The following is an 11,955-nucleotide window of genomic DNA, read 5'->3' on the forward strand; positions in this document are numbered from 1 at the left end:
ACAAGCGTGCCGTGCCGTCGAAACCGGACGGTAGCCGCGCGGCGCGCGGCACCGGAAAGAGCCGGGCAACCGCCCCCGCCGAACGCCGACACCCGCCGTCACCCGCCGTATTGACACCGCACTGGTCCAGACCGCACGGTGATCCGCGGCACGGACACCCGCCCGGGGATCCACCCGGACATCCACCCGGGGATCCACCCGGACGTCCACTCGGACACCGACATGGCAAAGGGGCCTCTCGGATGAGCGACCGCAAGCTCGCCGCCCAGTTCTTCGACGCCGCGATCACCCTGCTGCAGCGGGCCCGCGACGAGGAGGCGGAGACCGTCGAGGCGGCCGGCGTGCTGCTCGCCGACACCGTGGCCGACGGCGGCCGGCTCTTCGCGTTCGGCGCCGGCCACTCCGCGCTGGCCGCCCAGGACGTCGTCTACCGCGCCGGCGGCCTCGCCCTGATGAACCTCCTCGCCGTGCCCGGCGTCGAGGTCGCGTCCGGCACGCTCGGCTCCACCCTGGAGCGCGTCGACGGCCTCGCGAGCGCCGTCCTGGACACCTCGCCCCTGCGCGCGGGCGACGCCCTCGTCGTCGTCTCGCTGTCCGGCCGCAACGCGCTGCCGGTGGAGACGGCCCGAACGGCGCGCGCCCTCGGGGCGAAGGTCATCGGCGTGACGTCGGTGGCCTACGCCTCGCAGACGGGGTCCCGGAACGCCTCCGGCACGTTCCTGAAGGACCACTGCGACGTCGTCCTGGACTCGAAGATCGCGGTCGGCGACTCCGAGCTCACCCTGGACACCGTCCCCGCGCCGTTCGCCCCCGCCTCCACGGTCGTCGCCTCGGCGCTCCTCCAGGCCGTCATGGCGACCGCGGCCGGCGTGCTCGCCGAGCGCGGCATCGAGCCGCCGCTGCTGCGCTCCGGCAACGTCGACGGCGGCCTCGACTGGAACGCCCGGATCCTGGAGGAGTACCGGGACCGGATCTTCTACCCGCACTGAGCGCGGGTCAGCCGGCTGCCGTACCGTCCCCGCCCGCCCCGCCCGCCCCGCCCGCCGCGTCGGTGGCGTCGGTGGTGTCGGCCGCGTGGTCGTGCGCGGCCAGGTCCGCCAGGTCCAGGGCCGCCGCGATCCGGCCGGCGACGTCCTCGGCGTACATCACGTCGAAGCGCTCGAACGCGGAGCGGCGGGCGGCGCGCAGGAACGTCACGACGCCGAGGGTGCGGCCGCGGCTGCGCAGCACCGCGCACAGGGCGTGCACCGTGCCCTCCGGCCACTGGCGGGCCCGGGCCCACTCCCGCGCCTCGTCGGCCGACGCCGAACCCGCGCCGGCCCGCACGGAACCGGCCCGGGCGACGCACTGCAGCGCCGGGTGGTCCTCGGCGTAGCGCAGGGGGAGGCCCGCGTGCCCGGTGAGCACGCTGGGGCCGGGACCGCCCGTCGGGGTGGCCGCGACCCGCATCAGGCGCATCCGCCCGGCGGCCTCCGGCTCGGCGGACGCGCCGCCCATCGGCCGGTCCACCAGCGCGTGGTCGGCGAACCCGGCCAGCGCGAAGTCGAGATGGACGGTGGCCGCCTCGGACGGGTCCTCGCACTCGGCGGCCGCGCGCGCCGCCCGGTGCAGCTGGTTGGCGCGGAAGCGCAGCAGGGCGGCCTCCTGCTCACCCTGCTTGGCCTCGGTGACGTCCTGGAAGATCCAGCCCACCCCGAGCGGCACCGGCTCCTCGGCGAGCGGCGAGGCCAGCCGGAGGAAGCCGCTGCGCCAGCAGCGCCGCCGTTCGCCCTCCGCGGTGCGCACGCCGACCCACAGCTCCGCGGGAGCGGGCGGGGCGCCCTCGGCGAGGACGTGGGTCAGCGCGCCCTCCAGCTCCTCCACGCCCCGGCTGAGCAGTTCGCCCAGCGGGCGGCCCAGGACCGCCGTGCGGCCGACGCCGAGCGCGCGGGCGGCGTGCGCGTTGACGACGGCGGGACGCAGGTCGGCGTCGACGAGGACGACGCCCCAGGTGGCGTCGTCGAAGAGGGCCTCGCTCAGCGCGATGGAGCGTTCCAGGTCGATCTGGGCGTGCACCTCGCTGAAGGCGCAGTACAGTCCGGCGGCCTTGCCGTCGGGTCCGGGCACGGCGGCGGACTGGGTGCGCACGAGGACCCGGCCGCCGTCCTTGGTCACCAGCGCGAACTCGTGCACCTGGCGGCCGGGCGCGTGCATGGCGGACATCAGCCGGCCCTCGATGTCGGCGGCGTCGGCCTCGCGGACGGCCCAGCCGGCGAAGCCGTGCCGGCCGACGGCCTCGGCGGCGCTCCAGCCGAGGATGCGTTCGGCCTCGCGGTTCCAGTGGGTGACGACGCCGTCGCCGTCGAAGGCGCACAGTGCCGCGTCCATGCCGTCCAGCAGTGCGGCGAGCAGGTCGGCGCCGTCGGGGCCGACCGGAGCGGCCTCGGCCGGTGTGCCGTCCGGGGTCGGCGGGCCGTCGTCGCCCGTCCGCCCGGGCTGCTCGGGCTCGTCCGGCCCCAGCTCGTCGGTGGTCCCACTACGCCGGGAAGCACTCACCTGGACCCCCTGCAGGTTCGCTCACTTGCCCTCATTCAACTGGAACGTGACGCAGCCCACATATGATTCCCGCAAGATGGCAGGGAATGGCAGGGGAACCGTCGCGCCGCCGCCGGGTCACCTCGGGGCAGGAGCCGCAGGTCCGCCCATTCCGCCCGCGGGACAGACCGCGGGGTCGTGTCGTCGTCTCCGTCCCGGAAAAACGCTTGAGACCGGCGGGCGAGCTTCTTAGAGTGGCTGCACTTCGGAAAGGAGGTGGTTCGGCAGATGTATGGATACCGGACGGAAGAGGTGACTGCGGGCTAGCAGCCCGTCGTCGTACTCGGTTCGGCGCCGGACCAGCGTGTGCGTGATGCACGCAGCCGGCCAGACCAACGCAGTCACCCGACCCGCGAGTCGCCGGTACGTCCGGCCGGCCCCTCCTCGGAGAGGACCAGACTCGCGGGTCGCCTGCGTTCTCGGTCGCCCGCCTTTCACGGTCGCCTGCGTTCTCGGTCCGTTCGCAGCGGGGCGGGGCGGCGGCTCGGCCATCCCGACAGGCTCGGCTGCGGCTCGGCTCAGTTCGCGATGTCGCCGTAGCCCTCGATCTCCCGCGGGTTGCGGGTACCGGGGCCGATGTAGCGGGCCGACGGGCGGACCAGGCGGCCGGTGCGCTTCTGCTCCAGGATGTGCGCCGACCAGCCGGCCGTGCGGGCGCAGGTGAACATGGACGTGAACATGTGCGCCGGGACCTCGGCGAAGTCCAGCACGATGGCCGCCCAGAACTCGACGTTCGTCGCGAGGACCCGGTCCGGGCGGCGGGCGTGCAGCTCGGCGAGAGCGGCCTTCTCCAGCGCTTCGGCGATCTCGAAGCGGGGCGCGCCGAGCTCGCGGGCGGTGCGGCGCAGCACGCGCGCGCGGGGGTCCTCGGCGCGGTAGACGCGGTGGCCGAAGCCCATCAGGCGTTCGCCCCTGTCGAGGGCCTGCTTGACGTAGGCGTCGGCGTCCCCGGTGCGTTCGATCTCCTCGATCATGCCGAGGACGCGGGAGGGGGCGCCGCCGTGCAGCGGGCCGGACATGGCGCCCACGGCGCCGGAGAGCGCGGCGGCGACGTCGGCGCCGGTGGAGGCGATCACCCGGGCGGTGAAGGTGGACGCGTTCATGCCGTGCTCGGCCGCGGACGTCCAGTAGGCGTCGACCGCCTTGACGTGCTTGGGGTCGGGCTCGCCGCGCCAGCGGATCATGAACCGTTCGACGACGGAGCGGGCCTTGTCGATCTCCCGCTGGGGAACCATGGGCGTGCCCTGGCCGCGCGCCGACTGGGCGACGTAGGAGAGGGCCATGACGGCGGCGCGGGCGAGGTCCTCGCGGGCCTGCTCGGCGTCGATGTCGAGGAGGGGCTTGAGGCCCCAGACGGGCGCGAGCATGGCGAGCGCGGACTGGACGTCGACGCGGATGTCACCGGAGTGGACGGGGATCGGGAACGGTTCGGCGGGCGGCAGGCCGGGGTTGAAGGCGCCGTCCACCAGCAGGCCCCAGACGTTGCCGAAGGAGACGTGGCCGACCAGGTCCTCGATGTCGACGCCCCGGTACCGCAGGGCGCCGCCCTCCTTGTCGGGTTCGGCGATCTCCGTCTCGAACGCGACGACTCCTTCGAGTCCGGGTACGAAGTCGGACATCAGGCGGCTCCTCGTGAGTGTGCGACGGATGGCGCCGGCGGATCCGCGGTCCGGGACGCGTCGAGCCGGGTCGACGTGCGGGGACTCGCGGTCCTGGCGCTCTCCCCAGTGATGCCCCGTAGGGCCGGCGGTCACCCGACCGGGGTGGCATCTCACCCTATCCGCGAGTGCCACCTTTGGGGAGTGGCAGCGGCACTCAGTGCCATTCGGGGCCGGCCCGGGTGGGTCGTCCGCGTCGGCGGGCCATGCGGCAGGATGGCCGTGTGACCGACGCAGACGCCGCCTCCCCCGGACCGGGCCTCAGTGCCGGTCCCGGTCCCGCGCTCGACCCCGCCGCCATGCGCAAGCAGTACCGGGTCGAGGGAATCGCCGAGGCCGAGCTGGCCGCGACGCCCGTGGAGCAGTTCGCCCGCTGGTTCAAGGACGCGGCCGTGGAGGCCCACCTCTTCGAGCCGAACGCCATGGTCGTCTCCACCGCGGACGCCGAGGGCCGGCCCAGCTCCCGCACGGTGCTGCTGAAGCAGTTCGACGAGCGGGGCTTCGTCTTCTACACCAACTACGACTCCCGCAAGGCGCGCGACCTGGCCGCGAACCCGCACGTCTCGCTGCTCTTCCCGTGGCATCCGATGGCCCGGCAGGTCATCGTGCGTGGCGTGGCGCGGCGCACCGGGCGCGACGAGACGGCGGCGTACTTCCGCACCCGGCCGCACGGCTCCCAGCTCGGCGCGTGGGCCAGCGCCCAGTCCTCGGTGATCGCCTCACGCGACGGTCTGGACGCCGCGTACGCCGAGCTGGCGGCCCGCTACCCGGAAGGCGAGCAGGTGCCGGTGCCGCCGCACTGGGGCGGTTTCCGGGTGGCGCCGCGGTCGGTGGAGTTCTGGCAGGGCCGGCTGAACCGCCTGCACGACCGCCTGCGGTACGCGGCGGAGCCGGACGGCAGCTGGCGAGTGGAGCGACTCAGCCCCTGAGGGGGCGCGGCCCTTGAGGCGGCGCGGCCGTCGGCCGGTGGGACGGGCTGTTCGGACGGCCCCTCGGACCGGCCCCTCTCAGCGACTGCCCGGGCCGGCCGCTCAGATCTTGCCGGCGAGGAACGCGGTGCGGTGCCCGGGCAGGAGCTCCGCCGTCTTGGCGCGGAACTCCTCGCTGAGCGAGGGCCAGTTCCAGAACTCGAAGCCGAGGTGGGCGAGGGCCAGGTGGTCGTCCGACCAGTGCCAGGCGGGCGCCGGGGCGGTCTCGCCGCAGGCGTGGCAGGGGATGTCGGCCTCGCCGGTCCGGTGCCACTGTTCGACCGCCTCCGACAGGAGCAGCGAGTCGTCGGCGACCGTCGTGCAGCGCGGGCAGCTCGTCGACGGGTCGCGCGCGTCGAGCATGCTGAAGAAGACGTGGCGCTCGGTGTACGCGACGACGCCTTCCGGGGCGCCCCAGCGGGCGTCGTCGACGGCCTTGTGCCAGTGCGGTCCGGGAGGATGGGCCGGCAGGTCGCTGAGGCCCCAGCCGGGTTTCGCCTCGGCGAGCACGATGCCCTCGGCCACCCACAGGTCCACCACGGACCGCGCGAGTCGCGGTGCGTCGTGCGGTGTGGCGTCGCGGTCGACGATGGTCTGGAACGTGTCACCCATGCCGACACCGTAGGGCCCGGCACCGACGCCGGTACCGACAGCGGCCTGGGCCCCCTCGTCAGCCGAGCGCCTCGTCCAGCAGTGCCGCCCACTGCGCCACGACCCGTTCGCGGCGGGGTGCGTCGTCGGTGAGGAGGTTGGCGAGGCCGAGGCCGCGGGCCATGTCGAGGAGGCCTTGGACCTTCTCGCGGACCCCCGGCACGGACTCGTCGGCGTCGAGGAGCTCCACGGCCGTGCGGTGGGCTTCGCGGCCCACGCGGGCCTCCAGCTCGGTGACCCGCGGGCGCAGCTGTTCCTCGTTGGAGGCGGCCACCCACAGGTGCAGCGCGGCCCGGAAGAGGGGGCCGGTGTAGAGGTCGACGAGGGCGGCGACGACTGCGCGCCGGTCGCCGTGCGCGCCCTGCGGGAACAGGGCGCGCAAAGCGGTCGAGCGTTCCTCGGCGACGTGCTCGACGGCGGCGGTGAACAGGTCCTCGCGGGTGGGGAAGTGGTGCTGGGCGGCGCCGCGGGAGACGCCGGCGCGTTCGGCGACGACGGAGACCGTGGAGCCCGCCCAGCCGTGTTCGCCGAGGCAGGCCACGGCGGCCTCCAGCAGCCGCTGCCGGGTGGCCCGGCTGCGGTCCTGCTTGGGGACACGGTCGCGGTCCACCGCGCTCACAGCGCCCATGCGGGATCCCGTCGTTCGAGGAAGGCCGTCATCCCCTCGCGGGCCTCGGCGGTGGCGAAAAGCCGGGCCGAGAGCGCGGTGAGATCGGCGGCATTCCGGTCGAATGCCTCCAGCACCCTAGCCGTGAGCAGCCGTTTCGTCTCGGTGAGCGCCTGCGGGGCGGATCTGCGGAGCCCCTCCAGGACGGGGGCGAGGACGGCGTCGACGTCGTCGCCGGCCGCGGTCAGCAGGCCGATCCGGGCGGCCTCGGGGGCGTCGAAGCGCTCGCCGGTGAGGTAGTAGCGGGCGAGGGCCCGCGGGTCGGTGCGCGGGAGCAGCGGCAGGGAGATCACCGCGGGCGCGACGCCGATGCGCACCTCCGTGAAGGCGAAGGTGGACGCGGTGGAGGCGGCGGTGACGTCGCAGGCGGCGAGCAGGCCGAGTCCGCCGGCCCGGACGTGTCCGGTGAGGCGGGCGACGACCGGTTTGGGCAGGGCGACGATCCGGCGCAGCAGGCCGACGAACGCGTCCGGGTGGGGCGGGTCGCGCAGGTCGGCGCCGGCGCAGAAGGTGCCGCCGGTGTGGGTGAGGACGACCGCGCGGACGCCGGAGTCCTCGGCGCAGTCCGCGAGGGCGTCGGCGAGCGCGCCGACGAGCGCCGCGGAGAGGGCGTTGCGGGTGGCGTGCGCGTCGAGGCTGAGCGTCTCGACGCCGCGCGCGCGGGTGCGTCCGATCAGGGGCGCCGTGGCCGTCGTCATGCGCGCTCCCGCAGCTTTCGGCGGAGGATCTTGCCCGAGGCGGCTCTGGGGACGGCGTCGACGAAGGTGACGTGGCGGACGCGCTTGTAGGGGGCGACCCGTTCGGCGACGTACATCGCGACCTCGCCCGCGGCGAGTTCGGGGGCGGTGGGCCTGCGGACCACGAAGGCGTGCGGGACCTCGTTGCCGTCGTCGTAGACGCCGATGACGGCCGCGTCCGCGATCTGCGGGTGGGTGAGCAGCAGCGCCTCGAGTTCGGCGGGGGCCACCTGGAAGCCCTTGTACTTGATGAGTTCCTTGACGCGGTCGACGACGAACAGCCAGCCGTCGTCGTCGACGCGCCCGACGTCGCCGGTGTGCAGCCAGCCGGCGTCGTCGATCATGCCGGCGGTGGCGTCGGGGCGGCCGAGGTAACCCTTCATGACCTGCGGGCCGCGGATGAGGATCTCGCCGGCCTCGCCGACGCCGAGGTCCTTGCCGGGATCGTCGAGGGAGACGATCCGCATCTCGGTGCCGGCGATGAGCCGGCCGACGGTGCCGCCGGGCGCCTCGCGCATGGCGGACAGGGGGACGACGTGGGTGCCCGGCGACAGTTCCGTCATGCCGTAGGCCTGGCCGACGGGCGGGAGGTTCAGGCGCTCGGCGCAGGCGGCGGCGAGGTCGGCGTCCAGTGGTGCGGCGGCGCTGATCACGTACTTCAGTGACGTCAGGTCGTAGGCGGCGACCGCCGGGTGCTTGGCGAGGGCGAGGACGATGGGCGGCGCCACGTACAGGCCGGTGATCCGGTGCTTCTCGATGGCGGCGAGGAACGTCTCGAGGTCGAAGCGGGGCAGGACGACGACGGTGGCGCCGTGCCGCAGCGGGGCGTTCATCAGGGCGGTGAGGCCGTAGATGTGGAAGAAGGGCAGCACGGCGAGGATGCGGTCGCCGGGGCCCGCGGAGATCGCCGGTTCGAGCTGGGCCAGGTTGGTGGCGATCTGCCGGTGGGTGAGCATGACGCCCTTGGGGACGCCGGTGGTGCCGGAGGAGTACGGCAGGGCCGCGACGTCGGCCACCGGATCGATGGCGACCTGCGGTTCGGGGGCCGTCGAGCCGAGCATGTCGACCAGCGAGCGGTGTCCGGGGGCGGTGTCGCAGACGAAGATCTCCTCGACGCCGCCCGCGAGTTCGGCGGCCCGCCGGGCCGTCTGCAGCAGGGGTGAGACGGTGACGATCCAGCGCGCGGCCGAGTCGCCGAGCTGTTTGGCGAGCTCCTCGGGGGTAGCCAGCGGATGCACCGTGGTGACGGTGGCGCCCGCGCGGGTGGCCGCGTAGAAGGCGATCGGGAACGCGACGGTGTTGGGGCTGTGCAGGGCCAGTACGTCGCCCTTGGCGACCCCGGCCTCGGCGAGGGCCGCGGCGACCCGCCGGTGGAAGCGGTCCAGCTGGTCGTACGTGAGGGTGGTGCCGTCCGTGCCGTCGACGAGGGCGGGCAGTTCGCCGAACTCGGCGGCGCGGCCCAGCACGGCGTCGTGGATGGGGAGTTCTATGGGCGGGACGTCTGCGTACGCGCTGCGGAACATGGTTCCTCCTCGGGCGCCGGGCACGTCGGTGTGCCGGTTCGGGCGCTACGGGCCGGTGCGGCCGCCTGGCCGGTTCAGTACGACTTGGGCAGGCCCAGGGTCTGGTGGGAGACGTAGTTCAGAATCATCTCCCGGCTCACCGGGGCGATACGAGCCACGCGGGAGGCCGTTATCAACCGGGCGAGGCCGAACTCGCGCGTGAGGCCGTTGCCGCCGAGCGTGTGCACGGCCTGGTCGACCGCTTTCACGCAGGCCTCGCCCGCCGCGTACTTGGCCATGTTGGCGGCCTCGCCCGCGCCGACGTCGTCGCCCGCGTCGTACAGGAGGGCCGCCTTCTGCATCATCAGGCGGGCCAGTTCGAGGTCGATGTGGGCCTGGGCGAGGGGGTGCGCGATGGCCTGGTGGGCGCCGATGGGGGTGTCCCAGACGGTGCGTTCGCGCGCGTACTCGATCGCGCGGGAGAGCGCGTGGCGGCCCATGCCGATCGCGAACGCGGCCGTCATGATGCGTTCGGGGTTGAGTCCGGCGAAGAGCTGGAGCAGGCCGGCGTCCTCCTCGCCGACGAGGGCGTGCGCCGGGAGCCGCACATCGTCCAGGACGAGTTCGAACTGCTTCTCCACACTGTCCAGTTCCATGTCGATCCGGCGGCGGGTGAAGCCGGGCGTGTCACGCGGGACGATGAACAGGCAGGGCTTGAGGCGGCCCGTGCGGGCGTCCTCGGTGCGGCCGACGATCAGGGTGGCGTCGGCGATGTCGACGCCGGAGACGAAGACCTTGCGGCCGGTCAGCAGCCAGTCGCCGCTCGCCGGGTCGCGGCGGGCGGTGGTGGTGATGCGGTGGCTGTTGGAGCCGGCGTCGGGTTCGGTGATGCCGAACGCCATGAGGCGGCTGCCGTCGGCGAGCGCGGGGAGCCACGCCTGCTTCTGTTCCTCGGTGCCGAAGCGGGCGATGACCGTGCCGCAGATCGCCGGGGAGACGATCATCATGAGGAGCGGGTTGCCGGCGGCGCCCATCTCTTCGAGGACGAGGGAGAGTTCGGTGATGCCGCCGCCTCCGCCTCCGTAGGCCTCGGGGAGGTTGACGCCGATGTAGCCGAGCTTGGCGGCGGCCTGCCAGAGCCCGTCGTCCTCGGTGGCGTGGGCATGGGCGTGGGCGTGGGCTTGGGCATGGGCGTGGCTCCTGGCGAAGGACGAGACCGCCTTGCGCAGTGCCTTGTGCTCGTCGGACTCGATCAGGGTCGTCACTGTGGCTCCTTCGGCTGCGGGTTCGTCCGTGGTCGGTCGCGCTCACGCTGCGGAGCCGCATGTCGATGCGGCCCCGCGCACCCCTACGTGTCCTGCACTACGGCCAGCAGGGTGCCGACCTGGACCTGCTGTCCTTCCGTCACCCGGACCGCCGTCACCGTGCCCGTCGCCGGGGCGGGGATGACGTGTTGCATCTTCATCGCTTCGAGCCACACCAGCGGTTCACCCGCTTCGACACTCGATCCGGTGACGAGACCGGGCGCGAGCTTGACGACCGTGCCCGGCATCGGGGCCAGGAGGGAGCCGGGGGCGTGCTGGGCCTGCGGGGCCGGGAAGCGCGGGAGGGCCGTGAGGGTCTCGCCGTTGACGTGGACCTGGTCGCCGTAGCGGGCGATCTCGTAGCGGTGGCGTACGCCGTCCGACTCCAGGACGACCAGGGACGGGGTCGCGCGGACGACCTGGACGCCCTCCGCCATGAGTCCGGACCGGCCGTGTGTGTACGCCGCCTCGATCTCCTCGCCGCCCACCGCGTACCGCTTCGTCTGCGGCTGGGACGGCAGGTTGCGCCAGCCGCCGAACGGTGAGCGGGTGCGGGCGTCGGCGAGGGCGGCGGCCAGCGGGGCGTGCGGATCGGGCGCCGGTACGGTCAGCTCGCCGAGGTGCCGGTCGTAGAAGCCGGTGTCCATGCGCGCGGACGTGAACTCCGGGTGCCGCAGGGAGCGGACCAGCAGGTCCCGGTTGGTGACGGGGCCGTGCAGGACCGTGCGTTCCAGGGCGCCCGCGAGCCTGCGGACGGCCTCCGCGCGCGTGGGGGCGTGGGCGACGACCTTGGCGAGCATCGGGTCGTAGTGGACGCCGACGGCGTCGCCGTCGCCGTAGCCGGTGTCCAGCCGGACTCCCCCGGGGACGGACAGGCGGTGCAGGACGCCGGTCTGCGGGGTCCAGCCGTCCGCCGGGTCCTCGGCGTAGAGGCGGGCCTCGACGGCGTGGCCACGCGCGCGTGGCGGCTCGGCGTCCAGGGCGGCGCCCTCGGCGATCCGGATCTGCTCGGCGACCAGGTCGAGCCCGAAGACGGCCTCCGTGACGGGGTGCTCGACCTGGAGGCGGGTGTTCATCTCCAGGAAGTGCGGGCGGCCGTCCGCGACGAGGAACTCCACGGTGCCGGCGCCGACGTAGGAGACCGCCCGTGCGGCGCGCACGGCCAGCGCGCGCAGTTCCTCCGCCAGGGGCCCGGCGAGGCCCGCCGCCGGCGCCTCCTCGATCACCTTCTGGTGGCGTCGCTGCAGCGAGCAGTCGCGGGTGCCGAGCGCCCACACCGTGCCATGGCTGTCGGCGAGGATCTGCACCTCGACATGGCGGCCGTGCTCCACGTACGGCTCGACGAACACCTCGCCGTCGCCGAAGGCGCTCGCGGCCTCGGCGCGCGCGCTCTCCAGCGCGGGGCCCAGCTCCGTCAGGCGGCGCACCACGCGCATGCCGCGCCCGCCGCCGCCCGCCGCCGCCTTCACCAGCACGGGCAGGTCGGCCTCCGTCACCTCGTCCGCGGCGAGCGGGGCGAGCCCCATGAGCTGTTTGGCGCGCGTCTTGGACGCCATCGCCTCGATCGCCTCGGGCGGCGGCCCGATCCAGACGAGGCCCGCGTCCAGGACGGCGCGCGCGAAGTCGGCGTTCTCGGACAGGAAGCCGTAGCCGGGGTGCACGGCGTCCGCGCCCGCGGCGACGGCGGCCTTCACCACGAGGTCGCCGCGCAGATAGGTGTCCGCGGGCGAGCTGCCGGGCAGCCGTACGGCCGTGTCGGCCACGCGCGTGTGGAGCGCGCCGGCGTCGGCGTCCGAGTGGACGGCGACGGTGCGCACGCCCGCCTCGCGGCAGGTGCGGAAGACGCGGCAGGCGATCTCGCCGCGGTTGGCCACCAGAACGGAAGTAATCATGA

10 protein-coding genes are annotated in these 11,955 nt (G+C 74.1%); 2 read left to right on the forward strand and 8 right to left on the reverse strand.

What is annotated here, in order from left to right; genetic code table 11:
* The first annotated feature begins 242 nt into the window (after positions 1 to 242).
* Positions 243 to 989 carry an SIS domain-containing protein gene (locus QA802_RS18915; protein ID WP_334524072.1) on the forward strand — a complete coding sequence of 249 codons (747 nt, stop codon included), beginning with the start codon at positions 243 to 245 and terminating at the stop codon, positions 987 to 989.
* Positions 990 to 996: 7 nt separating this feature from the next.
* Here QA802_RS18915 and QA802_RS18920 read toward each other — a convergent pair whose 3' ends face one another.
* Positions 997 to 2,535 carry a PAS domain-containing protein gene (locus QA802_RS18920; protein ID WP_334524074.1) on the reverse strand — a complete coding sequence of 513 codons (1,539 nt, stop codon included), beginning with the start codon at positions 2,533 to 2,535 and terminating at the stop codon, positions 997 to 999.
* Between the two features lie 557 nt (positions 2,536 to 3,092).
* A complete protein-coding gene (locus QA802_RS18925) occupies positions 3,093 to 4,193 on the reverse strand; it encodes a citrate synthase 2 (RefSeq protein WP_319166442.1) in 1,101 nt (366 codons plus the stop codon).
* A gap of 245 nt (positions 4,194 to 4,438) precedes the next feature.
* Here QA802_RS18925 and pdxH point away from each other — a divergent pair, with 245 nt between their 5' ends.
* On the forward strand, positions 4,439 to 5,161 hold the full coding sequence (gene pdxH, locus QA802_RS18930; RefSeq protein WP_334524077.1) for a pyridoxamine 5'-phosphate oxidase: 723 nt from the start codon (positions 4,439 to 4,441) through the stop codon (positions 5,159 to 5,161).
* A gap of 102 nt (positions 5,162 to 5,263) precedes the next feature.
* Here pdxH and QA802_RS18935 read toward each other — a convergent pair whose 3' ends face one another.
* The 6 genes from QA802_RS18935 to QA802_RS18960 all read right to left on the reverse strand — a co-directional run bounded on the left by QA802_RS18935 (position 5,264) and on the right by QA802_RS18960 (position 11,953).
* Positions 5,264 to 5,812: a hypothetical protein gene (locus QA802_RS18935; protein WP_334524079.1), complete on the reverse strand. Its 549-nt coding sequence runs from the start codon at positions 5,810 to 5,812 to the stop codon at positions 5,264 to 5,266.
* Between the two features lie 58 nt (positions 5,813 to 5,870).
* Positions 5,871 to 6,479: a TetR/AcrR family transcriptional regulator gene (locus QA802_RS18940; RefSeq protein ID WP_334524082.1), complete on the reverse strand. Its 609-nt coding sequence runs from the start codon at positions 6,477 to 6,479 to the stop codon at positions 5,871 to 5,873.
* Positions 6,467 to 7,216 (reverse strand): enoyl-CoA hydratase family protein, encoded by a 750-nt coding sequence (locus QA802_RS18945; RefSeq protein WP_334524085.1) that lies wholly within the window; start codon positions 7,214 to 7,216, stop codon positions 6,467 to 6,469. The genes QA802_RS18940 and QA802_RS18945 overlap by 13 nt, the downstream gene beginning before the upstream one ends.
* Positions 7,213 to 8,778 (reverse strand): 4-coumarate--CoA ligase family protein, encoded by a 1,566-nt coding sequence (locus tag QA802_RS18950; RefSeq protein WP_334524088.1) that lies wholly within the window; start codon positions 8,776 to 8,778, stop codon positions 7,213 to 7,215. Before QA802_RS18950 ends, QA802_RS18945 begins: the two co-directional genes overlap by 4 nt.
* A 74-nt stretch (positions 8,779 to 8,852) precedes the next feature.
* Positions 8,853 to 10,022 carry an acyl-CoA dehydrogenase family protein gene (locus tag QA802_RS18955; protein ID WP_334524090.1) on the reverse strand — a complete coding sequence of 390 codons (1,170 nt, stop codon included), beginning with the start codon at positions 10,020 to 10,022 and terminating at the stop codon, positions 8,853 to 8,855.
* 83 nt (positions 10,023 to 10,105) lie between these two features.
* A complete protein-coding gene (locus QA802_RS18960; RefSeq protein WP_334524093.1) occupies positions 10,106 to 11,953 on the reverse strand; it encodes an acetyl/propionyl/methylcrotonyl-CoA carboxylase subunit alpha in 1,848 nt (615 codons plus the stop codon).
* Positions 11,954 to 11,955 lie beyond the last annotated feature (2 nt).

The sequence above is a fragment of the Streptomyces sp. B21-105 genome, assembly GCF_036898465.1.
Classification (GTDB): domain Bacteria; phylum Actinomycetota; class Actinomycetes; order Streptomycetales; family Streptomycetaceae; genus Streptomyces.

Coding starts and splice junctions, on each gene's coding strand:
- QA802_RS18915 (WP_334524072.1), top strand. CDS start 243: ATGAGCGACCGCAAGCTCGCCGCCCAGTTCTTCGACGCCGCGATCACC.
- QA802_RS18925 (WP_319166442.1), bottom strand. CDS start 4,193: ATGTCCGACTTCGTACCCGGACTCGAAGGAGTCGTCGCGTTCGAGACG.
- pdxH (WP_334524077.1), top strand. CDS start 4,439: ATGCGGCAGGATGGCCGTGTGACCGACGCAGACGCCGCCTCCCCCGGA.
- QA802_RS18935 (WP_334524079.1), bottom strand. CDS start 5,812: ATGGGTGACACGTTCCAGACCATCGTCGACCGCGACGCCACACCGCAC.
- QA802_RS18940 (WP_334524082.1), bottom strand. CDS start 6,479: ATGGGCGCTGTGAGCGCGGTGGACCGCGACCGTGTCCCCAAGCAGGAC.
- QA802_RS18945 (WP_334524085.1), bottom strand. CDS start 7,216: ATGACGACGGCCACGGCGCCCCTGATCGGACGCACCCGCGCGCGCGGC.
- QA802_RS18950 (WP_334524088.1), bottom strand. CDS start 8,778: ATGTTCCGCAGCGCGTACGCAGACGTCCCGCCCATAGAACTCCCCATC.
- QA802_RS18960 (WP_334524093.1), bottom strand. CDS start 11,953: ATGATTACTTCCGTTCTGGTGGCCAACCGCGGCGAGATCGCCTGCCGC.